At 59.2% G+C, this 23,071-nt stretch carries 20 protein-coding genes; 9 read left to right on the top strand and 11 right to left on the bottom strand.

Translation table 11 applies throughout. The features are described 5' to 3' along the window. Positions 1-196 precede the first annotated feature (196 nt). The gene (locus ACOMD9_RS20670) at positions 197-445 is read right to left on the bottom strand and encodes an antitoxin Xre/MbcA/ParS toxin-binding domain-containing protein (protein ID WP_421417887.1); all 249 of its coding nucleotides are present in this window, start codon (positions 443-445) and stop codon (positions 197-199) included. A 42-nt stretch (positions 446-487) separates the two neighbouring features. Further along, on the bottom strand, positions 488-739 hold the full coding sequence (locus tag ACOMD9_RS20665) for a helix-turn-helix domain-containing protein (RefSeq protein WP_421417886.1): 252 nt from the start codon (positions 737-739) through the stop codon (positions 488-490). A gap of 145 nt (positions 740-884) precedes the next feature. Here ACOMD9_RS20665 and ACOMD9_RS20660 point away from each other — a divergent pair, with 145 nt between their 5' ends. Beyond that, complete coding sequence (locus tag ACOMD9_RS20660) at positions 885-1,172, top strand: hypothetical protein (protein ID WP_421417885.1); 288 nt, start codon at positions 885-887, stop codon at positions 1,170-1,172. A 766-nt stretch (positions 1,173-1,938) separates the two neighbouring features. Here ACOMD9_RS20660 and ACOMD9_RS20655 read toward each other — a convergent pair. The 3 genes from ACOMD9_RS20655 to parA form a co-directional block, all read right to left on the bottom strand. Beyond that, positions 1,939-2,172, bottom strand: coding sequence for an antitoxin Xre/MbcA/ParS toxin-binding domain-containing protein (locus ACOMD9_RS20655; RefSeq protein WP_421417884.1), 234 nt, complete (start codon positions 2,170-2,172; stop codon positions 1,939-1,941). 77 nt (positions 2,173-2,249) lie between these two features. Further along, a complete protein-coding gene (locus ACOMD9_RS20650; RefSeq protein WP_421417883.1) occupies positions 2,250-2,495 on the bottom strand; it encodes a hypothetical protein in 246 nt (81 codons plus the stop codon). Next, positions 2,492-3,121, bottom strand: coding sequence for a ParA family partition ATPase (gene parA / locus ACOMD9_RS20645; protein WP_421417882.1), 630 nt, complete (start codon positions 3,119-3,121; stop codon positions 2,492-2,494). Before parA ends, ACOMD9_RS20650 begins: the two co-directional genes overlap by 4 nt. A gap of 1,177 nt (positions 3,122-4,298) precedes the next feature. Between parA and ACOMD9_RS20640 the strand changes: the two genes are divergently transcribed. The 5 genes from ACOMD9_RS20640 (at position 4,299) to ACOMD9_RS20620 (ending at position 7,666) form a co-directional block, all read left to right on the top strand. Further along, the gene (locus ACOMD9_RS20640) at positions 4,299-5,276 is read left to right on the top strand and encodes an integrase domain-containing protein (RefSeq protein WP_421417881.1); all 978 of its coding nucleotides are present in this window, start codon (positions 4,299-4,301) and stop codon (positions 5,274-5,276) included. Further along, on the top strand, positions 5,273-5,650 hold the full coding sequence (locus ACOMD9_RS20635; protein WP_421417880.1) for a hypothetical protein: 378 nt from the start codon (positions 5,273-5,275) through the stop codon (positions 5,648-5,650). Before ACOMD9_RS20640 ends, ACOMD9_RS20635 begins: the two co-directional genes overlap by 4 nt. A 66-nt stretch (positions 5,651-5,716) precedes the next feature. Beyond that, complete coding sequence (locus tag ACOMD9_RS20630) at positions 5,717-6,061, top strand: type II toxin-antitoxin system RelE/ParE family toxin (protein WP_421417879.1); 345 nt, start codon at positions 5,717-5,719, stop codon at positions 6,059-6,061. A 9-nt stretch (positions 6,062-6,070) separates the two neighbouring features. Then, complete coding sequence (locus tag ACOMD9_RS20625; protein WP_421417878.1) at positions 6,071-6,373, top strand: helix-turn-helix domain-containing protein; 303 nt, start codon at positions 6,071-6,073, stop codon at positions 6,371-6,373. 363 nt (positions 6,374-6,736) lie between these two features. Next, on the top strand, positions 6,737-7,666 hold the full coding sequence (locus ACOMD9_RS20620; protein WP_421417877.1) for a DNA-binding protein: 930 nt from the start codon (positions 6,737-6,739) through the stop codon (positions 7,664-7,666). 123 nt (positions 7,667-7,789) lie between these two features. On the opposite strand, the gene ACOMD9_RS20615 is transcribed toward ACOMD9_RS20620, so the two are convergent. After that, positions 7,790-9,142 (bottom strand): replication protein, encoded by a 1,353-nt coding sequence (locus tag ACOMD9_RS20615; RefSeq protein ID WP_421417876.1) that lies wholly within the window; start codon positions 9,140-9,142, stop codon positions 7,790-7,792. 792 nt (positions 9,143-9,934) lie between these two features. On the opposite strand from ACOMD9_RS20615, the gene ACOMD9_RS20610 reads away from it, so the two are divergent. Continuing rightward, positions 9,935-10,807: a RepB family plasmid replication initiator protein gene (locus tag ACOMD9_RS20610; protein WP_421417875.1), complete on the top strand. Its 873-nt coding sequence runs from the start codon at positions 9,935-9,937 to the stop codon at positions 10,805-10,807. Positions 10,808-11,300: 493 nt separating this feature from the next. Here the strand turns inward: ACOMD9_RS20610 and ACOMD9_RS20605 are convergent, their stop codons facing one another. After that, entirely contained in the window at positions 11,301-11,975 is a 675-nt protein-coding gene (locus ACOMD9_RS20605; protein ID WP_421417874.1) for a recombinase family protein, read from the bottom strand. 509 nt (positions 11,976-12,484) lie between these two features. Next, positions 12,485-13,648 carry a Fic family protein gene (locus ACOMD9_RS20600; protein WP_421417873.1) on the bottom strand — a complete coding sequence of 388 codons (1,164 nt, stop codon included), beginning with the start codon at positions 13,646-13,648 and terminating at the stop codon, positions 12,485-12,487. A gap of 382 nt (positions 13,649-14,030) precedes the next feature. On the opposite strand from ACOMD9_RS20600, the gene ACOMD9_RS20595 reads away from it, so the two are divergent. Both ACOMD9_RS20595 and ACOMD9_RS20590 read left to right on the top strand, forming a co-directional pair. Further along, the gene (locus tag ACOMD9_RS20595) at positions 14,031-16,604 is read left to right on the top strand and encodes a bifunctional diguanylate cyclase/phosphodiesterase (RefSeq protein WP_421417872.1); all 2,574 of its coding nucleotides are present in this window, start codon (positions 14,031-14,033) and stop codon (positions 16,602-16,604) included. 280 nt (positions 16,605-16,884) lie between these two features. Then, positions 16,885-18,618, top strand: coding sequence for a PilZ domain-containing protein (locus ACOMD9_RS20590; protein ID WP_421417871.1), 1,734 nt, complete (start codon positions 16,885-16,887; stop codon positions 18,616-18,618). 1,011 nt (positions 18,619-19,629) lie between these two features. Here the strand turns inward: ACOMD9_RS20590 and ACOMD9_RS20585 are convergent. The 3 genes from ACOMD9_RS20585 to ACOMD9_RS20575 form a co-directional block, all read right to left on the bottom strand. Beyond that, complete coding sequence (locus ACOMD9_RS20585) at positions 19,630-20,700, bottom strand: BsuBI/PstI family type II restriction endonuclease (RefSeq protein ID WP_421417870.1); 1,071 nt, start codon at positions 20,698-20,700, stop codon at positions 19,630-19,632. Next, on the bottom strand, positions 20,669-22,402 hold the full coding sequence (locus ACOMD9_RS20580; RefSeq protein ID WP_421417869.1) for an Eco57I restriction-modification methylase domain-containing protein: 1,734 nt from the start codon (positions 22,400-22,402) through the stop codon (positions 20,669-20,671). Before ACOMD9_RS20580 ends, ACOMD9_RS20585 begins: the two co-directional genes overlap by 32 nt. A gap of 391 nt (positions 22,403-22,793) precedes the next feature. Continuing rightward, positions 22,794-23,071 (bottom strand): type II toxin-antitoxin system HicB family antitoxin (locus ACOMD9_RS20575; protein WP_421417868.1); only part of this gene is annotated, 278 nt, incomplete at its 5' end.

Genomic DNA, 23,071 nt, shown 5'->3' with positions numbered 1-23,071 from the left:
CTCAAGATCCGGGTCGTACTGGATGACAGCGCGATAACCGTCGATGACCATGATGTTGTTCACGGTGTCTCTCCGTTCTCTTCCAACCCGTTGCACATGCTGACCACCGCCCTCTGGGAGCCCTGCCTCCCGTGAGGGCCGGCAAAATCAAGATTATGGCGCCTCTCTTGCCTGGGCCCAGCTAGGCGATACCGCGTCAGGTGTAGACCCCGTGGTCGATCCGCGTGATCAGATCGAGCACCCGCTGGGCCTCCTGTTCCATCACGTCAACGGGCCGCTGCCACCCCAGCCCGATGGCTTCCTGGTGCAGCCAGGCCTCCGCGGCCGCACGGTCACCACCGAACATCGCGATGGCAGCCCGCCACACCTCAATCTCTGAGGGAAACGCACCCAGCGCCTTCCCGCTGCCCTCCAGCCCTTTCTCCGTCACGGTGGCCTCCAGCATGATCGTGATTCTTCGTGCCGCATTCCGAGCCAGGACAAAGGCTCACGCGCCCTGGTCAGCCGCCTCCGGCGCCTTCTCGGGCACATATTCCACCAGCTCCTCCACCCGGCAGCCGAAATATGAGCACAGCCGGCTCAGGTTCTCGGTGCTGGTGTTGTAGCCCCGCTGATTGATCATCTTGGACAGCGTCATCCGGTGGATGCCGGCGGCGCTGGCCACCTCCCCGATCGTGATGCGCCGATCCTCGGCGAACTCTTTCTTGGCAATCAACTCTTTTATCTTGAAGCGTATCACGCATCATCCCCCATTATCTCATGCATCGCATGATACACAAAACCGACAAGCCGGGCTTGCAAAGCTTGCTTCTTGGTGTAATTTGTCGAATATGAGCTTCAAAAGAAGTCCATTGATATTCACCAACAGCATCCAGGAGCGCATCATGCCGAGCATCACTACCTCGCCCAACATCCATCACCTGCTCGAGGAACGTGAGGAACAGCATACGCTGAGACGCCTCGCGCTCAGCGTTGCCGCGAAACTTCGTCTCGAGGTCCACAACCCCAACCTGGTGCTTGCACCCCTCCTCCAGCAGCCCGTTCAGCGCTCCAACCTCACCTCGCTCATCGAGTGGGTAAAACGTGAGCTCGAGGACATCGACATAGAACCTGACGGAGATCTACTAGAGCAGCTCTGTTCGCGCCTTCAACACCGCCTCTCCGAGATCTGAGCATCAGCGTAAACACACCGATATGAGGTATCTCCTATGTCTGACACGTCGCCTCGTTACCACCATGGCAGCTATGTCATCACCTCAGTGATGGAAATCAACCACCAGGGATCATGGGTTAAACTATGGGGGGAAGGTGGGTTCTGGACGGTATTTATCACCCACGAAGATAATCGTCCCGCGCAGCGGGAGGATGTCCTGCTAAAAGTTAAACTTCGTGCAAGCCCCATTAATATTGAAAAACAACGAGGCATAGCCAGAATCTATCAATGGACTCATTTATATTGAAAACATCAGCGAGTGGGTATGCATCTTTGCAGAGTCATTTTTCATCCCCTCTGTCACGTCACTACATCGTACCCAACCTATCTCTTTGTTCCGTCGTGACAGAGCGTCCTGCACTTCCCTTTACAAACCTCACCTTCCAGATATAAATTAAAAGGACACCTTGCCAACTGGATCACTCGTCAGGCCTACACTCGGTGTTCCCCGCATGGCGGGGGTGTGCGGTGTTCCCCGCAAGCACGAGGGTGTACGGGAAACCAACCCTAGTGGTGTTCCCCGCAGACGCGGGGGTGTACGAAAGACCAGCCCTAGTGGTGTTCCCCGCAGACGCGGGGGTGTACGAAAGACCAGCCCTAGTAGTGTTCCTCGCATGGCAAGGGGAGCTCGAGCCAACTACCGAAAGGTGTTGGCTCGATTTTTTACACGTACTTCAGTATGCCCAATCAGCTAGAAGGTGTTCCGCATGCGGAACACTTGAGGCTTAGGTGTAGACCCCATGATCGATCCGCGTGACCAAATCGAGGACCCGCTGAGGATCCTGTTCCATCACGTCAACAGGCCGCAACCATCCCAGCCCCATGGCCTCCTGGTTCAGCCAGGTCTCCGCGGCCGCTCGGTCGCCACCGAACATCGCGATAGCCGCTCGCCATACCTCGACCTCCGCTGAAGAAGCCTCTGGTGCTGCCCCAGAACCATCCATCACCTTCCTCGCCATGATCTCCTCCGGCAGATAGCCCGTGCCACTTTAACTTAGGTGATCGTGATTCTTCGTGGCTAGCATCATTTCTTTAATCACGATTTTCCGTATTTCTTTATTAATAGCTCGCGCACTTCGTCAGCCATCTTCTTCCCACGCATCGCACAGTCGGCCTTGAGCTGGGCATGTAGCTCCGCGGGAATATCAATGGTCAGACGCTTCATCTTCTCCTGCGGAGCTTCTGGCTTCCTTGAACCGACCCAAGCATCCACCGATGGATCATCCTGCGCCGGCTTCTTGGCAGTGGGCCTACCGCCCAGGGGCACCTTCTTGCTACTCATGCGAAACGCTCCTTCAGCTCGTTCACCAGGGCCTCAATCTCCTGCGAAGCCACACCATCGCGATCCTGCTCATAAATGGCCTTCCCAACTGCGGCAGCCTCGGCAAAGACCACGCGCTGCACTACGCTCGCCTCGAGCGTGGGCAGCTCATAGGCCTCGAGTGCCTCACGGACATCACGACCGATGGCTGTATTGGCAATTTTGCGATTAATTACAAATACTGATTTAAGGTTTTCTTTAAATACAGATGCCTCCTGAACCAGCTTGACCACCTCATCGGCCGCCCAGATGTCATAGGGGCTTGGTTGAACAGGGATCAAAACCACGTCGCTGGACATGATTGCGGAGCGGGCAAGATCCGTGACGCGAGGAGGACCGTCAATCACGATGTGGTCATACCCCTCGCCAATCAGAGCGAGCTCCTTGTGGATGCTGGGCTTCGGTAATCCCACCACAGCGAACAGCGGGTCCCCCTCCCGCGCAGCGGCCCAGTCCAAGGCACTACCCTGAGGGTCAGCATCGATCAGCAGTACCCGCTTGCCATCACGAGCCAGCGCTGCGGCGATATTCACGGATAGAGTCGTTTTCCCAACCCCACCCTTTTGATTCAACACTCCGAGGATCATCGGCCACTCCATCTCAATTGATGATTTCTGTAAAAAAGTAAATCATTAAATCATCATGAGCAAGAAGCCATCATCAATTTTGGTGCTCCTTGCGACCAGGGGAAGGTCACAGGGAGCCTCCAGCCCTATGCAGACCACATCCGTCAGGTCTTGCCACCTCCGCAACGACCGGATAATCTGATATCTCTACTGCCGCCCAGCGGCAGTACGAGGAGGTAGCGCTGGCCTCTCAAAACAATCAGCAATTTTCCTGCCGTATCACACCTCCGTGTGCCCCTAATCCGTCGCCCACTGTGTCTTCGACATACGGCCGATCGGATGCCGTGCCTGTCGCGGTGATCCACCAGAACACCAGCTACCCAAACTCGGTGTCTGACGCCAGACTCTGGCTTTCCCTTACCATCGTCGCGACCTCTTCGCCCTGGGCATATGTCCGACGATATCGGCTCCTAGCTACCAGCACATCAGGAGCAGATGACCCACGCTATGCTGCCCAACGGGCGCAGCTCATCGAGCTGCTGCGCGTAGCGCCGAGCCGTAGGCTCGTCCCCTCCTATGCCTCACCAGGCATGCCACGCTGAGCTGAGCACTACATCTGCTGACGGCTGACTACCGCCATTTACCGCACCGTTAGCACGATCGTGCTGCCCAGCTCGCCGTCTCTGTCGCCGCATCGCGGCACAGAGACGGCGCCCAGCGCCGACGCCGCCGTCCGGCCCGAAAGCCCGCCACAGCGGGCTACAGGGCCGGGCGGCGGCGCCCGCGGCCCCCGCCAGGGGGTACCAAAACCTGCACCAAAACCTCCCCGTCCATGTTTCGACGGAACAGTCCGCGGCCTGATAGCCCCCCGCCTGGCAGGCGGGCACGCGCTCTGTTCCGTCGCTACATCGGCTGCCCATGCTCGTTATCACGTCGAGCTTCAGACCCTGCACGCGCCCCTGCCCAGGGCGCAGCGATCCCCCCGCCGAGCCCTGCTCACCGCGATCGCGCAGAGTCATTATCGCCGCCCCGGCCAGGCGTTACCTGCCGGCGTCCCTGTCACGTTACGACAGGCCTCCCAGGGCCCGACCGAGCCCGAAATCGGTTGAGCACTTACCTGCGCCGCTCGCGGCAACCAGGGCGGGGACATCGGGAGGCACTACCAACAGAACAACCAGGTCACAGCGGAGGACCGTCGATGGGACGCTACGCCAGCAGCAGGAATTTCGGGTACGGCAAACAACTCGCGCATGCCGGCAAAGCCGCGCTCCGCGACTATTACGGTCAGGGACACCACAGCACCGTTGCCACCCATACGCAGCGTTGGCGGCCATTCGTCGACTGGGCACGCGAACAGGGCGTTCGCGACCTCTCTCAAATCGACAGCCGCGATCTGGCAACGGCCTATGCCGAGCATGTGCAGGCACGGGTCGAGGCCGGTACGCTCGCCGTGTCGACGGCACAAAATCGTCTCTCCACCGTCAACACCACGTTCGCGGCGCTGCGCGGCGACCGCCATGTGAAGATCTCTCCCAGCCAATATGCCGGACCGCGCAGTAGCGTCCGAACCTCGGCGCCGGCCGCTCTGGACACACCCCGTGTGCAGGGCGCTATCGCGGCACTGCAGGAGGCCGACCTGCCCCGCGCCGCCGCCACTCTCGAGCTCGCCCGGGCGTTCGGCGTGCGCCGCGAGGAGGCCGTCAAAGCGGACCTCGACCGATGGTCACGCGAGGCCGCTCGCTATGACGAGGCCACCGAGAGCTATCGAATCAACGTGCTCGACGGCACAAAAGGGGGCCGGGATGCCCCTCGCTGGATCCCCGTCGGCGACGCCCAGCGTCAGGCTCTGGCCAGTGCCCTCGCTGCCCGTCCCGAGGGCAGCCGCAACCTCATCGCACCCGACGAGAGCTACGCACAGCTGGCCATCAGCCGCGGCGGCGAGATCGCCCAGGGGCGCGACATCCTTAAACAGCACGGCCTGCCGGGCTATCACGATGCCCGCGCCGCCTACGCCTGCCAGCGTTACGAGCAGATCACCGGCCACCCCGCCCCGGCGGTGGCCGGTGAGCGATTGGCATCCAAGGACGATGACCTCAAAGCACGCGTCATCATCTCCGCCGAACTCGGCCATGGTCGGATCGATGTGCTGGTCAGCTATGTTGGGAGTAGTCGATGACCACCGCGCACTCCACCCGTATCGAGATCCTCCTGCGCCGCGCCCAGCCCGGTAAAAGTGGCGGCGTGAAAGCTCATATCAAACGCGGTGAGCGCATCGCCCGAGCCATTGAGGAACGCTGGGGCATCCGCGAGCCCTACCAGTGGCGCGTCAAGCACCTGCAGTGGGCGCTCAAGACCGGTGCCGCCAACCTGGCCCAGGCCAGCCAGTACGATTACTGGCGAACGGCCTGCGTGCTCGCCGCGGCGTTGGGTCACTGGCCGGACTGGGAGCCGCACCTGCGCGGGCCCTGGACACGCCCCAAGCCCCCCGGGCCGCGCCCAGGGGCTCCAGGAGGACGCCCACGCAAGCTGGCACGCTCCCGCCCCGCATGAACGAGACAGCTTGATAATAGGATAAAACCTATATAGCCTATTACCTATACACACAGGAGGGCCCCCATGTGGTCGATCGAGCAGACGGAGCGATTCGAGGCCTGGTACCACGCGCTGGATGACACCGACCGCGAGAACGTCCTGGCCGCACTCCTGCTCCTGCGGGAACGCGGCCCGATGCTCGCCCGACCGCATGCCGATACCGTGAATGGCTCCCAGTACCCGAACATGAAGGAGCTGCGGATCCAGAGCCAGGGGCGACCGATTCGCGCCTTCTACGCGTTTGACCCGCAACGAACCGGCATCCTGCTGTGCGCCGGCGACAAGGGCGGTAACGACAAGCGCTTCTATGACGAGATGATCCCGGTAGCCGACAAGGAATATGCGGCCCACCTGGACACACTGAGGTGAGGTGACCCCATGGCACGCAAGCTGGAAGACCTAATCGCCAACGAGAAACCCGAGGTCGTGGCGGCGGCCCAGGCCAAGGCCGATGACATGCTCCTCGAGCTGCGGCTCGCCGAGCTGCGGCAGCTGGTCGACATGACCCAGGCGCAGATGGCCGAGGCGATGGGCGTCAAACAGCCGACCATCGCCGGACTGGAGAGAGCCGGCCAGGACCTGCGCCTGAGCTCCCTCAAGCGCTATGTCGAGGCCATCGGCGGCCGTGTCCGCCTGGATGTCGAGCTCCCCGACGGCAGCCATCACGGCTTCCCGGTCTGAGCGATACGGACCGGGCTCCCCGTTCCTCCAGGAGGTCATCGGCCACACTCAACCATGCCGCCGGAGCGGCTCAGTGCCGGTGGCGTGTGATCAGCACAGCGGCGCCTGCGACAATCGTCGCGACCATGATCAGCAGAATCGGCGACACGCCGAGCAAGAACGTCCAGAGATCCGTCATCCCCCCAGCATAGCCCCCACGTCCTCCCTCAAACCCCGCTGCGGCGGGGTTTTTCGTGCCTGGCCACCGGCGACACGCCCCGCTGCCGGGATATTTCGTAGCATATCCATATTTTGTATTGTATTTTGTACCGTATAACATATAATATGAAATACGATATACGATACAGACAAGAGGGATACGATATGGCACGCACCGGGATCACTTACGAGCAGGTCGCCACCGTCGCCGACGCCCTGGTGGGACAGGGCGAGAGGCCCAGCATCCAGCGCATCCGCGAGCAGCTGGGCACCGGCAGCCCCAACACCATCCACCGCCACCTCAAGGCGTGGCGAGCCACCCAGGCGCCGGCCGAGCGCCGCGCCGCCCGCCTGCCGGACGAACTGACCGCCGCCCTGGCCGAGGAGCTGGAACGTCAGGCCGCCGCGGCCCGCGCCGAGGCCGAGGAGAACGCCCTGGAGGCTCAGCACACCGCCGACGAGCTGGCCGCTACCGGCGAGCAGCTGGAGGAGCAGGTCGAGGAGCTGAGTGGCCGGGTGGAGGCCCTGGAGAGCGAGCGCGATCGCGTCACCGGCGAACGCGACGAGGCGCGCAGCGCCCTGGCCGAGTTCCGCGAGCGGGTGCGGGAGCTGGAGACCCAACGCGACGACGCCCGCCAGCAGCTGGCCGAGGCCCGCAACCGCTGCCAGACCCTGGAGGAGCAGCGTGACGAGGAGCGAGAGGCGCGCATCGCGGCACAACGCGAGGCCAAGCAGACCGACCAGGCCCGCATCGAAGCCGAACGCGCCCTGGCGGTGGCCGAGACCCGCACCGAAGCCGCCCAGCAGCAGGCCGAGGAACGCGCCAAGGCGCTCCAGGAGGAGCGGCAGGCCCGACAGCAGGACGCCCAGGGGCACCGCCAGGCCCTGGCCGAACAGCGCGATGAGTACCGGGAGCGCCTGGCCGCCATGGAAAAACAACTCCAGGACGCCCAGCAGCGCGCTCAGGAAGCCGAAAAGGGTCGGACCAAGGCCGAGGTACAGGGAGAAGCCCTAGCGGCCCGCATGGAGGCGTTAGAGAACAGCCAGCGCCAAGATCTCGAGGATGAGCAAGGGCAACTGCCACTGGGGAAGTAGGCTCCTGGAGCAGCAGGGCCATGAGAGCATTACAGAGGAGGGGAGGGGGCGCTGCGCCCCCTGTAATGGCCACCCCAAACCCTGGGAGGCTCCGCCACTAGAAATACGGACGGACTTTGCGGTTCATTTCAGATAGTGCCGGACAGCGCTTTCTGATACACCGAGCTGATCGGCGATCTCACGCTGTTTCATGCCTTCAGATCTTAGGGCTCGCGCAACTTCTCGACGGTGCTGAGCGGTCGCCTCATAGGCCTGTCGATCCTGGGCGCCGGCCTTCCGCCGCATATCTCGCTTGCGCTGTGCATCACGCCGCCGCACCTCCTCCTGGCTCAGGATGGTGCGTAGCGCACGCTGTTCATCATCTGTGATGGCAAACCGATCGATCAGCGTGGCATTACGAGGCGTATACAACGGGGGCAGCTTGCGGCCATCAAACTCGACTACCTCACCTCGAAAGTAGGCCTGGGTCTTGTGGTAGAGCGTGCTCATCTCCGACCTGTCATAGCGCCACTCGGGCCCTAGCGATGCCGCCAGTGCCTGAGATTCCATCCAGAAACTCGCCGGCTTCACGGCATGGGACAAAGCCATGAAGTTGAGGCTCCAGAACAAAAACAGCATGCGCTGTCCCTGGAGGGGCTCCGGGCCGTCCTCCTGAGCAGCGCGCATTGTGGCGAGAGTGCGCAGGTCCTCGAGGCGATGCCATGCAAGCTCCTGGAAGTTGATCAGCTTCAGGCCATGGCGTCCGCCGTTCACCACCGTCAGTGCCGCTCTCTCGTGCCAACGGGGCGACTGCTGGGTTTCCGCACGCTGCTTGCGTTCTTCTGCCAGTTGCTCCCTGGCCAAGGGGGCCACCTCATCGAAGATCACGTCGAAGGGATAGCGGATCGGCATGCCATCGCCACCATCCGTGACCCAGATAACCTCACAGCGCTGCCCGGTCTTGGTGTTGACGGTGTGCTCGAGCCGCAGGACACGCGAGGCATCACGAGCCTGAGGATCAGACCCGATATGCTGGAAGCGCTCTCCTAGCATCTTCTGAGCCACGTTCCAGCGAGGCAGTGCAGCTCTGGGCAAGGGCGTTGTGAGGATCCATTTCAGGTGTACGCCGCGGCCGCTGTAGACGATCAGTGAGGGCGGCGGTATCCCCTCGTCTTTGCAGACCATCAGTACCGCTCGGCGCCACTCCTCTGGCGGCATGTGATGCCGCGAGACGGGATCCAGGTCGCAGAACAGCAGTGGCAGGCTATACAGGTTCACCGCCCGCCGATTGGGGCGCATGAATTGGGCTTGAGACAGGTAGCAGTCTCGGTCGCGGGGCGCAGCTTGGATCACTTTGTCGAGCAGGGCAACGCGAAACGATTGCTGACGCATGCCACCGTCTTCCTGGCGGGCGAGCAAGGCGACATACGCTGCTTCCGATACCCCGTGGTAGAACGATGGCTCAGTGATGAGCGAGAGCTGGTGGGGTGGTCTCATGCTAATCCCCTGCTCGTGCAACGCAGGCGACGTAAACCGGTTTGATGTTGAGCGATGTCCCGTGGCACTTGGCAGACGGGTTTGGGGTGAGCCATAATTTCCTCACACAGTATGTGGGCGCCCTCATTCCGTTCTGCTGCCAAGCTATCCCGGGATGAGGGCGTTTTCCTTCACGCCTCATTGTTTTGTCAGCCCTTGCTGTCTAGTCAGACAGTGGCGGGACACCCACTGTAATTGCTTCTTCAACATAAGGCTGGGTCATAGAGCGCCCTCTAAGGGCTCCTTCACGCTTGATGTTCACCCTCTGGTGGGGTGTTCCGCATGCGGAACACCACCAAGCCTCAGATGATTGCCTCTGTAGCTAGCAATGCCCTGTCAACCATCCTGCTGAACAGGGGGTTCTCGCGGTGTTAGTGAGCCATGCACGGCGGAGCCGTCCACCAGGGCGCTCAGGCGCGTAGCGCCTCGATAGCGCCCTTGAGCTGCGCCTATGGCGCATCATCGTTTAGGCCCGCGAAGCGGGGGCGGAGCGAGGTACGAGCGGAGGGTAGGAGCGCGCATAGCGCGCCTTTTCTGTTACTTTTCCCTTTTAAACCTTTTCCGGACTTTTTTCCCTTTTAAAAACATGTGGATGCAGGAGGAAAAGGGGACGGAATGGCTGTGAAGAGAGGACAGAATGGCTGCGGAGAGAGGACAGAATGGCTTCTCAAGAGGGGACAGAATGGCTTAATGATGTGACATCTTTATGTGACATGTCCCATAATGACGTCACATGTTGTGTGGATCTGGCCCATGTCGAAGAGCATGCCCCCGAGTGCGGATCTGGTCGTTAAGTCCAACGCGCTCATTGAAGCTGCCCATAGCCTCACCGTCGCCGAGAGCAAACTGATCCTGGCGGCGATCGCCCAGGTGCGACGAGATGAGGTCATCACGGACGATATCCGCTACACCGTCACGGCGAACGCCCTCGCGGATATGGGGGGGTTCAAGGCTAACCATGAGTATAGAGCTCTCAAGCAGGCCTCAGCGAAGCTGTGGGAGCAGACGATTCGGATCACCGAGTATCCCAATGGCAAAGGAGCCCGTCCCCGGGTGCTGCTGACGCGCTGGGTACAGAGCATCCTCTATCGTGAGGATGAGGGGGCTGTGGAAATCAGGTTTGCCAAGGATGTTCTTCCCTACCTCAGCCAGCTGACGGCGGAATTTAGTCAATATCGTCTGCAGAACGTCTCGGGAATGACCAGCAGCTACGGAGTACGCTTGTATGAGCTTCTGGTCCAGTGGCGGAGCCGCGGCGAACGTGAGGTGGAAATCGACTGGCTACGCTACATCCTGCAGCTAGAAGACAAGTACCCCTCTATCCGCGACCTGAAGAGGCGGGTCCTCGAGCCCGCAGTGAGCGACGTCAACGAGCACAGCGACCTCACCGTCACCTGGGGACAACGTAAAACTGGTCGGCGGGTTACCCATATACAGTTCAAATTCAGTCCCAAGAAGGGCCTCGAGGTGCCTGTTGCAGAGGCTTACACCGAGGAGCTAGACAGCGACGCCATCCTGTTCGGCTACCCTAAGTACCTACTGGACAACTCAGCACGCCCCGGAGAAAGCTATGAGACGGTTGCACATCGGCTCCGCACCAAGCGTGATGCTACGAAAAAAACGTAATGGGACGCTTCATACCCAGAAGGAGCCCAATACGGAGGACCGCAAGGTCCTGCGATCCAAGACGAGCTCAGGGCGCCTCGTAACCCTGGGAACAGCCAGCCTCAAAGAACAGCCCTTCGCGTCACGAGAAAAAGTCCAAGAGACCCTCGCGAAGGCAAACGCCGCATCCAGGGAAACTATACGTAAGCATCGCGCCGAGCTACTAGGCAAAGACTGATTGCCCCCCCTCGTTGTCATGATGGGACAAAATGGCTGTCCTCCTCGCCTCAGCCCACCCCCCCCTTGCTGTCATGATGGGACAAAATGGCTGTTGGCCCCTCCACGCCTAACCGGCAGCTATCAGGTAGGGATCTCGATGCGACCTATAGCCTTAAATACAGAAATAAAGATTTACTGAAATACAGCTATCTTCTTTTATACGTGTTCCGCATGCGGAACACTCAGTCCTTGTGCTGAAGCTGGTCGAGGGGAACAACGGCAACCAGGCCGCCGCCTAAACCTCCCGCCCCACGGCCGGCGCCTCCTGCCAGGATCGCAGATCTTCCAGTTCGGAAGCATCGGGATCGCATTCAGCCAGCAACTGCTCGAGCTTGGGGTGGTTCACGGCCTTGGCCAACCCTTCGCGCTCGAGGGAAGCATTCAGCGTCACCCGGCTGACCCCGAAGTGCTTGGCCACCTCGGTCTTGGTGATCTCAGGGTCGGCCAACATCGCCGCCGCCTTGCGCACGTCTGCGGCTGACATGACCGGGCGACGCCCTCCCTTGCGACCGCGGGCTCTGGCCGATGCCAGGCCTGCCAAGGTCCGCTCCCGGATCAGACTGTGTTCGAACTCCGCCAGGGCGCCGAAGATGTGGAACACCAGCTTGCCCCCGGCACTGGTGGTATCGATCGCCTCGGTGAGCGACCGGAAGCCCACACCACGCTCGTTCAGCTCGTGGATCAGCTCCACCAGGTCCTTGAGCGAGCGGGCCAGGCGGTCGAGCTTCCACACCACCAGGGTGTCGCCGTCGCGCAGGGTGCGCAGGCAGGCCTGCAGCTCGGGTCGCTCTCGCTTGGTGCCGGTAACACGCTCCTCGAAGATCTGCTCGCAGCCGGCCTCCTCGAGGGCATCACGCTGAAGCTGGGGGTTCTGGTCCTGGGTGCTGACACGAGCATAGCCGATGATCATGCGCCACCTCCTGGCGTGGTCATGTCATCCTCAAGATCCAACGCCTCCCAGTCTTCGATGCCCACCGGCTCGAACGGCTCCTGGTACCCCTGCACCGATCCTTTCAGGCGCTCCACCGGGCTAGCCGGGAGAGTTCCATCAGCACAACGGGGCTGTTCTTTGTTTTGTCGTGACATCGCGGCACCTAGTAGAAAGCAAATCCTCGTTTTCTTTACATCATGGCCGTGAATTATACTCGGGACAATAATTGACCATAATTCCCTCTCACCCCCACCGGGACACCGGAGGCTGAGCCACATGCGGACCGTACCGATCGACACCCTCGACGAGGGTCAGGTAGTGCGTCTACCGGCTGACATGGCCTATGAAGGCGTGGAGGAGTTGGCCATCTCTCGGGAGGGAGACGTGGTTACCCTACGTCCTGTGCGTCCCTCCTGGACGACCTTCTTGGAGCTGCCGAAGGCCGATGATGAGTATCTTCAGGAGCGCTCTGTCGTCATGGGGCACACCTATTCCCCGTCGTCCTGACGGTGCATGTCCGGTACTTGATAGCGCGTGCTGCGGCCTCCTCCGGGTAGCTTCACCAGGCACCCCTTCTCGACCAGTCCGACGAGGTGGCGGGTGGCGGTTGCCTTACTCACCTTGGCGACTTTCTGGTACTGCGATGCACTGATGCCGTGCGCAAACCCTCGCTCTCCTCCATCCAGCAGGCGGTTCAGCACCTTCACCTGCTCGGGGAGCAAGCCGGTCGACCTAAAGCGCTGCCAGAAGCGGGCCTTGGCCAGCGTCCGCTCGACCTGCGCCAAGACATCCAGCAAGGTGGTATCCAGCGTCTCCAGGAACCAGACAAGCCAAGCCGTCAGGTCTGGCGTGCCACGTTGGCTCGCTTCCAGGCAGCGATAGTAGTCGGCGCGGCGCTCCAGGATGGCGGCTGACATGGCATACAGGCGGATGCTCTGCTGATCGGCCTGCGCCAAGGCACGATCGGCAATGGCCCGGGCAATCCGGCCGTTGCCGTCTTCAAACGGATGCAGCGTCACGAACCAGAAGTGTGCCAGGCCGGCCCGGACCAGGGGATCCAATGCCGGGTCATGATGGCTGGCCTCGAACCATGCGAGGAACTGGTCAACCTCGTGTTCCAGCTCCTCTCGCGGCGGCGCCTCGAAATGCACCTTGGGACGATCCAGGCGACCTGACACCACCTGCATTGGCTCTACCCCGCGCCATTGCCCTGGGCGCAGCGTCGTCAGCGCGGCATCAGCCTCAGGGAACAGCCAGCGATGCCACTGAAACAGCCTCTCGGCGTCCAGCGGCGTGTCAGGGTTGAAGGTGGCATCCAGCATCAGCTCCGCCAGGCCTTCAGAGCGTGGTGAGGTAGCACCCTCCGGCTCCTCCACGCCAAGGCGCCGGGCCAAGGAGGAGCGAACTGACGACACATTCAGACGCTCTCCCTCGATGGCCGAGGAGGTGACGATGTTCTGCAATAGCGTATCCAGAGCGGCTCTCGCCTCAGCGTCCTGGTCATCCGCGGAGGTCAGGGCCCCCGATCGTCCCAGCAAGATGCCGAGATCCCGCCAGCATGCCTGAACCCGCGGCTGAACCTCGGCCGCGTGCCAGGTGAAGTTCGGCCAGTCGGGGTGCTGCCAGATCCATGTCGAGGCGTGATCGGTCATAACAGACCTCCAAGAAGGCGGAAGAGCCGAATGGCAACGATATTCAGCTCACATTATGAGCCTAATAGTGATCGGTTTCGGCTCAGCTGGCAAGCATGAGGGCTGTAAAGCCGCGGCTCTCCGTCTTCTCGTGTCATCGCGGCACCTCGTAGAAAACAAACCTTCGTTTTATTTACATGGTGCTTCAAGCGAAACCGCCATACCAGGACTTGATAGCCGAGCCACGCCTTCAACTATGATGATTTGTTGGTGGCCTAACCGCTTACGGCCACTCCTTGCCTTACGATAGCCTGCTTGCCTAGCCTGATTGAGTTGTTCAGTATCCCCTGATTCATCAGCCTCCTAACAACTACAAGGAGGGAGACCCCATGGAGGCATGTGCGTGACCGACGACCTCATCCTGCTGGAAGCTCAGCAGGACATTCACGAACTGATCGCCCAACAGGCACCGCTCGAAACAACGCTGGATGCCATTGCCCACTGGATCGGTATTCAGCTGCCTGGTGCCATCGTGGCCTTCATGCGCTTCGATCCAGCACGCTGCACCCTCAGCCTGTCCCCCAGCCAACGCTTCTCTCAGAAATACTTCGAGCGGCTCCAGAATGTCCCCATTGGGGAAGGTGTAGCGTCATTCGGTGAGGCGGCCTACCGGCGCCGACAGGTCATCACAGAAGACATCCAGACGGACCCTCGCTGGGAATCTTTTCGCAGCGCGGCGCTTGCCGAAGGGCTGCACGCTTGCTGGTCGAGCCCCGTGCTCACCAACCAGGGGGAGCTACTGGGAACGTTCGGTACCTACTACCGTGAACCCACCGCGCCCAGCGAGATGAGCCGGCGCCGGTTACACCAAGCTGCCGCCTTGATCACCTTGGCGGTTATCAAGGACCGCGATAGCCGCCACCACCGCACACTGGCCGAGTGGCACCGATCACTGTTCGTTAACCACCCTGATGGAGTCTACGAGTTCGACCTCGAGGGCCGCTTCCAGCGGGGCAACGCCGCCCTGGAGCACATCACCGGCTACCCCGAGCAGGATCTTCTGGGTCGCCACTTCAATGAGTTCGTCGACCCCAGCTATCGCGATCTGACCCAGGCGGCCTTCGATGCAGCCAAGGGCGGCGCGTCGCGGCATTACGAAACTCTAGGTATCCATGCCGATGGTCATAGCTACCACGTCGAGGTCACCAATTTCCCGGTCACCGTCGAGGGTAAGATCGTCGGCGTCTATGGCATCTGCCGCGACATCACCGCACGCAAACGCCAGGAATCCACGCTGCACCTGCTACAGCGGGGCATCGAAGCTAGCCCCAATGGCGTGCTGATGGCGGATGCCTCCCAGAGTGACATGCCGCTCGTCTATGCCAACGAGGCATTCTGCCGACTGACAGGATACGCGCGAGACGCGGTGCTTGGTCGGAACTGCCGCTTCCTGCAGGGAGAAAAGACCGACCCTGCTGCTGTTGCGACGATACGCCAGGCACTGGACGCGCGGGCCAAGACCCAGGTGACGCTGCTCAACTATCGCAAGGACGGCACCCCCTTCTGGAATCGCCTGGCCATCAGCCCGGTCATCGATGACACCGGTCACTGCACCCACTTCATCGGCATTCAAGAGGACATCACCCGTGAGCGCCGGCAGGAGGCCAAGATCGCCTACCAGGCCACCCACGACCTGCTTACCGGCCTGCCCAACCGCACGGCCCTGGATGACCGCCTCGAGCAGGACTACCAATGGAGCCAGCAGAATCGGCGCCTACTGGCGGTGATGCACCTCGACCTGGACGGCTTCAAGACCATCAATGATGGCCTGGGCTACCAGGTCGGCAACCAGTTGCTGACCACCATCGTCACGCGCCTACGTCAACTGCTGGGCCCCTTCGATACACTGGCGCGCCTTACCGGTGATGAATTCGCCTTCCTGATGCCGGACCTGAAAAACCGTCATGAGGCGGCCGCCGCGGCTGAGCGCGTCCTTGCTGCCTTCGAGCATTCATTTGAGGTTGATGGACAGGCCCTGCACATCAGTACCAGCATCGGCATCGCCTGCAGCGATGAAGCGGTCCAGCAACCTCTCGAGCTACTTCAGCATGCCGGCCTGGCCGTAGAGCTAGCGAAACGTCAAGGACGTAACACCTGGCAGTGGTATCAGGGCCAAGGTAGGCAGCACACCAGTGAACACGTGCTGCTGCGCCATGATCTCCACACCGCTCTGCGCGACAACCAGTTCGAGCTCTACTACCAGCCCATCGTCGATGCCGTCAGCGGTCACATCCGCAGCCTCGAGGCTCTCGTTCGCTGGCACCACCCCACACAGGGCATGGTGTCACCCGGCGTCTTCATCCCGATCGCCGAGCAGACGGGGCAGATCATCCCCCTCGGCCGCTGGGTGTTGCGGCAGGCCTGCCAGCATCTTGCCACCATGCGGGCCAAGGGAGAGCGGGTGTTCCCCGTCGCGGTCAATATCTCGTCGCTGCAGTTCCGCCGTGACGGCTTCCTCGAGGAGGTACAGGCCATCCTGGACGAGACGGGGCTTCCCCCTGAGCTCCTCGAGCTGGAGATGACTGAGAGCATCCTGCTAGGCGGCGCGGAGCAGGCGATCGAGATGATCGATACCCTCCGCGGGATGAGCATCACGGTCGCCATCGACGACTTCGGTACCGGCTTCTCCAGCCTTAGCTACCTGCGTGATCTGCCGATTCACAAGATCAAGCTGGATCGCGCTTTCATCCGCGATATCCTCACCAGCCGCAGCAACGCCGCCATCGTCCAGGGCATCATCACCATGGCGCATCACATGGATCTTGTGGTGGTGGCAGAAGGCATCGAGGAGCGCGAACAGCAAGCGGACCTGATCCGCCGGGAGTGTGACCTGCTGCAAGGCTATCTCTTTGCCAAGCCGATGCCGTGGGAAGCGCTCATGGCACTCCCCGATCAGCTGCCCGCTCCCAAAGCGTGAGGACGCCTGGCCCCTGGACTCGGTTGAAGCCAGGGGTGAAGACAAGGTCTTACGGGGGGAGTGGCTCTCCGTCTCGTGGGACCTGATGCCCCCCGGACCGTTAACCGGCCAGGCCCTGCCAGTGCACTCTATACCACCCGCAAATGATTGAATTTTTGGAATTTTCTCCAAGCATGTTGCCATGCCATATAAGATGCATATATTGTGACGCTATAGAAAAATGACCCTATTTATTGACATGCATCAATAAAAAACACTATCGCATTAGCAGGTAACCGACATGGCCCTCCCCGACCGGTATGAAAACCCTTCAGCGGCCGTGATCCGGTCACTGCTACAACATGCCCATGAGCTATCGATGTATGCCAAGGACATGCCCTACCCGCTGAAGGCAGAGGTGATAGAGATCGACCTGAGTACCGGTCGCCTGGTGCTAGAAGCCGACTATGCCGGCCAGGACATCGATCGGTACCTGACCAGCGGTGGCGTGAGCTTCGACATCGAAGCGATGAAAGGGCCCCAGGCGCTCGAGCGTGACACCTACAGCCTCAGCAATGTCGCCGCCAAGCTGCTCAAGACTGACAGCACCCAGTATCGCCTGGAGTGCCAGCTCCCCGAGTCAGTGTTCGTCCATGAGAATCGGGGAGCCGTACGCATCCCGTTCATTCTCGGCATGCAGGCACGTGTCGGCCTAGAGGTCTATCTGCATGAGCTGAGCGTACCGGGTCGGCTCCGCAACCTCTCGGTCGGCGGCTGCATGGCCGACATCGATCTGGCAGACAGCATCGCCATCGGGGTGAACCAAAAGATCCCCGGGATCACACTGGAATTCCCCAATGGGGAAAGCTTCTTCGCCGAAGGCAAGATCCGCCATATCCGCCCCTTTGGTCAGCATGGCTACGCAGCTGTCGGCATCCAGTTCATCAACTTGTCGACGGCCCAGACAGAAGCGCTCTTCCGATATGTGACCGAGTCGGAGCGCGAGGCCGCCTACCGTACAGGGGCGAATGACAAGATGGACCATCACTCCCCCCTGTTCATCCCAGGTGCAAAGGAGAAGAAGCTGCTGCAGCGCGAAGCCCAGGAACGCGAGAAGCGTACCCGCCAGTCGCCCATGGAGCGTGGCGTCATGGACGTGGCGCATCAGCTCCAGGTGGGCTTGATGTACATGAAGACCCGCGACCTGTTCCCTGAGGAGATCTTCTACGACTGCGTCGATACCCTACGCTACCTGGTCGAGCAGGACCGTAAGGCCTTCCTCTATGCCTTGGCCTTCCTGCGCGACGAGCCAAACTGGGTTCGCCATGCGGTACAGGTGGCCGGCCAGCTGGCCGACATGCTGCTGGCCCGCGACCCGCACGACCCGCATGTCCGTGAGGCCGTGCTGGGCGCTCTCCTGCACACCCTCGGCAAGCCGCTGCTGATCAGTCCTCAGCTACCCTCGCTGAAGGTCAACATGAACCCGGCACAGAAAGACATTCTCAGGGGCCATGTGACCGCTCTGCTCGATAAGCTGCAAAGGCTCGACTGGATACCCAGCCCCACCTGCCGGGAGGTGATCGAGAATGCCAACGAGCGTCTGGATGGCTCCGGCTACCCGGCGGGCAAGCGCGGCGATTCGCTGTCAGACCGGGTACGCCTGGTTTCAGTGATCAAGGCGATCAACCGGCTGCTGCACGCCCGTAACGGCTTCCCACCTCGCGCGCCGCTCGATGCTTACCGCCTGGTCAATGACGCCGCCACGGCCTACGACAAGACCGTGCTGGTGGAGTACATCCAGGTCTACGGGCTCTACCCGATCGGTAGCCTAGCCAAGTTTTCGGGGGGGTTTCTCGCCTGGGTGCAGGACATCGACGGAAAGGGTATGCCGATCAAGGTCAGCGTGGTCAAGAATCTCCGATTCCCTGACACCAACATCAGCAGCGAGCTCAGCAGTGGCGATTTCTCGCAGATCGGCAAGCTGGAAGACATCGTCAATCCGGCTGATTACGGCGTGAAGGTCATCAAAGTCTAGCGGTAGCGAAGAAAGCCCCTGGCGGCATAGATACCGCCAGGGGCACTCAGGGACTTACAGGGAAGCACCTCTTGGCCAAAGGCGCTGTGCCAATGCCATGCAGAGTAAAGGCTGCGGAACATTAGCACCTCCACATAATGCCTTACGTATTGCCGAGGTGCCACCTCCCGGGTACGAGCCGCTCGGACCGTAAAAAAACGCACCTTTTCTAACTTTAGAAAAATTTACGGGATTTCTTTACTCAAAACCACCCCTCCAGGGCCTCCTGGAGGGGTGGCCAGCTTGCGTAAAGAAAACGACCGTTTTTTAAAAACTTAGAGGAAGGATGATGTTTGATATGGGTCATTAACTTAGCGGCGCCCTAAATTTAAACATGAAATAATTTGACCGTTGAAATTTCACTGAACAAACCGGGATTTATAGAAAAACAAGATCAAGAGCAAGCACGGAATCTTCGTCCCACACCCCACTTGAATAATGACAAAGAACAAAAATATCCATATTTTACGCAGCCACTATCTTTTCGGCATTCACTTTTATAAAACAATCAGGTACGGTTGCATTGGGCAACAGCCCATTCAATACCAAGGAACTGAAGAGAGGTAACAATGGCAGAGGTAGGAGCCACCGCCAAAACTGGCGAGAAGTGTCCAGAAAGCGGTGTTTGGGAAGTGGTAGGAAACCCAAGCACGACAGCCCCCATTGCTAAGGGAAACACCATGCCCCCGTACAACAACAAGGCAGTAACCTGGAAACTCATCCAAAAGGCTTGAGTTAACTAGGTAGCCCATGCTTTTGCCATGGGCTACCTAAATCCGATCCTCCACTTCATACGTCAGGTACCGCAGAAAGACGTCTATGTCACGGTATCGGTATCACGCTCACAGCGTCGGTATTTCATATAACCATGGGTCAGTAGGATAGATGAACCAGAAGCCATAATTGTAGTAGCAACCCCATCAAGACACATCATCCCATAGAGCTCAAGGGGCTGCCACCTATACATCTGGACTACTCTTGAATAGACACAGGAATTTCCTGGTTCTCACCTATCCAAATGATTACCTTAGGCTCTGCCATACTCCATACCATGGTATCAGTCGCTATGCCGGATATACGCTTTTTAAGTGGTCCAGCATCACGTTTCTCAAATGCCGTCATGAAAGCAATATGTGACGATGAAAACCCCGCTTTCTCGGCCATCTCAAGCAACTTTCTCTTCCGAGTCTCCGTTACCACCCCATCAGTAGCAACAACTTCCACAAAAACTATAAGAACGCCAGAATCACGCAAATCTGCCAGAACAAGGTCAGGCAACAAAGTGGTTTCGTCAATATTCAACCCAATTTGCTTCATCAATGCATTATCTTGATGAACGACTTTCTCTCCGCTTTCACTTATCCATAACACGTATGGGTTATCTAAAAATCTTGGCGAAAACTCTTCAACCACCGCCTTAGTGATAACTGAACTCTTCCCCACCTGCATGATTCGTGTTTCCCCGTTGGGGAAATTAACTTTGACGCTGTCGCCATGATTATGGCGCCCCTGAAGTATTCTTACCCTCGCCAGCTCAGAAGCTGACAAGTGACTCTCCTGCCAATCAATAACCTTATTTTCAAAGTCATTGTTAGAAAGTGAAAACAGGCTTGCAAAATCCTTTTTAAGGTAATATCTACCTTTAGAACTTGTTGTTGGGACACTGGCATCGTTAACCACCACTCCAATCGGAATCATCGCTTCCCGAATGGTGTCATCACGAATTAGCTCACGAGTGGTATCGGCATACCAAGCAGTTCCTTCCGCTTGATACTTAGGCTTCAGGCAACGAGTCGCATATGACAACCTGTTTTTTTCACTTTGATCATCAGCCACTTCCTGCGCCATACGGTAGACATGCTTTGGAGCCAGACGGACATTACGGCCTTCAACAGCATCGATGAACAGCATGGTATAAACAGTTTTCGCTGCCGCTTCACTCGTGAGAGCTGGTCGCTGCATCGTTCCATCTGGAAAGATCACCTCAAGGCGACGCCGTATTTCTGTAACACTAGGCAGCGGCGCTGGTACGAACAGTGACATAAAGCTCCCTTATATATGACTCTATAGCGGCCTCATCGGCTCGCTCTTCCATTAAATTTTCTAGTTTTTCTATAGCGTGAGGTGATGGAAGCGGAAGGGCTTGCAGCTCATATGCGGATACCGCTGTGGATCCACTGATACAGCGATATACATCATCCACTGCTTGGCTATTGAATAGCCGAGATAATGCTGCCGGGGAAACCTTAGGCTTTTGCCCAGGAAGTGGGCGAACCATATTTAGATGGTTTTCAATCGCCACCGCTCCACCATGCTTCTCGATAAAATCCTGCGGAAGCTCTCCTGCTATAAGACGCCTTCTCTGCTCAACCGCAGTTGTTCGCTGTAGAAGTACACAGCTTGTGTGGGTAAGATTCGCAGAATCCTTAGGACCTGGTAAGAACCAAGGAGCATGGCGCCGAGTCGTCTTGAAGCTGAATACCCCACTCCCCGCAGGGTCCACGCATTCTGCCCAAACTAGAGGAACAACACCAAGAAACCATTCATCGAAAAGTTTATCTTTATGTCGATTCCAGACCAACTGTCCCGTAGATACCTTGTAACCATAATCGGACAGGCGATATGGCATAGAGCGAGCCGAATCCGCCATCACTCCTACCTCCTTGCGGCGAGGCAAGATCCAAGGAGTGGCTCCATCCCGAGGTAAACTACAACGACCATTCACCTGCGCTACGGCCCTCCCATCTTCCAGAATGCTGAGGTAGGCAGTTTGCAAAGGATCAGCAGAACCTTCCTTTCGATAGCACGTCAGCATCGTCTCCTGAAGAACGTCTTCGAAGACGCCTTCTCGCCCATCAATGAAATCAACAGCGTAGGGCGGCGCTTGCGTTGCCATCAATTTGCGAAGTGCTTGGAAATATTGCCCTCCCAAGAAGCTCGTAGGCGTCAAATAAGCAATGACTCCTCCCGGAGCTGCAAGCCGCACCGCTAAGTCCGTGAATAGACCATAGAGGTTCGCATGACCATGCAGGCTACGCTGCCAAAAAGAGCGTTGCTGCTTATCGAGTTTGACCTTCCCATAAGGCGGGTTGCCAACCACGAGGTCCATCGTGCCGTAATCCGATTCTGGACTCAGAAGGCTGTCTCGAACCACGACTAACGGTTTAAGCCTGCGTCCCAGGTTGATCAGATCCTCTGCCAATACCAGCTCAACAAATGTCTGCGACATCCATGCTGAAAACGGGTCGATCTCGAACCCCACAAGGTGACGTTCGATGTGGGCCACGCGAGCCTCTACAGAGAGGCCAGATAATGCTCGACGCATGCGCACCGCAATAGGTGAGAGGAAAGCCCCCCCTCCACAGGAAGGGTCGAGAACCCTAGCAGTGCTCCAATCCACACCTCCCGCTTCAGCTTGATCAAGGAGCCTCGAGGTGAGGCCTGGAGGGGTGAAAAAAATCCCGTATTGACTGCGATAGGTTTCCGGCAACATTGCGGTATAGACCGTACTGATCAGATATGACGCCATATCATCGTCAGCCGACCGCATCAGCTCACCAATCTCTCTGGCTACCTCTCTGGCTAGCGTATGAGATACGCCATCGACCGGAGCCAGAGACGTGTCTGCCCCGTAAGCTTCCATTAGCGTGACGACAAACCCACGGGAGAAGCCCAGGCGGTCCTCTGCCCTAGATGCCAGCTTCTTGGCTTGAGTCCTTAGGCGGGTGAAGTGCACAAGTTCCATAGGTGGCCTCAAAGCCCCACGTCATGACGCTAGAAAACACTGCAGCCCGGCCATGGGCCGACCTACAACACGCTGATTTAAAAGCATATTTTATACTCAACCTCTTCCCAAGCCACTACATATCGCGCATCAGGCCGGTATCCCCCGGCTCTCGTCAACATGATACTCGAACACGTCTATAGATTCGTTGCCACGCCTAGTGCTGTATCGCAGCTTGGGCGATGGACTGCACCTGGCCCAAACGGGCAGCCATGCCAACTTGTTCCGTGAATGACGGGGAGCGACGGGCCTTGGAGCGCCTCGTCACAGCAAGGAGCCGTAGCTTGGCCCCTTCCACGAATTCGGTACGCACTGTGTACCGAATCCGCTAAGAGGGCTCTGCGAGGCGGCATTACGCCGAGAGCTCGTGCTCGATGGCGGTGGCCACGAACTGATTAAGGCTCAGCCCCTTGGCCATGGCAGCATCGGCGGCGCTCTTGTGCAGCTCCTCAGACAGGCGAACCTGGAACGAGCCGGAGTAGGACTTGGTGGGCTCGATGCCACGCTCCTGGCACTCCTCGAGGAAGACGCGCAGCGACATCCGGCCTTCCTCACGCAGCCTGGCCACGCTGTCGGCGTAGAAATCGGCACCGCCATTCAGGCCGGTGAACTCACCGCGGAACACCTCAA

Source organism: Halomonas terrestris (genome assembly GCF_049166755.1).
Taxonomy (GTDB): Bacteria; Pseudomonadota; Gammaproteobacteria; order Pseudomonadales; family Halomonadaceae; genus Halomonas.
The sequence above is the reverse complement of the archived record's forward strand: the minus strand, read 5'-3'. Positions and strand labels throughout refer to the sequence as shown.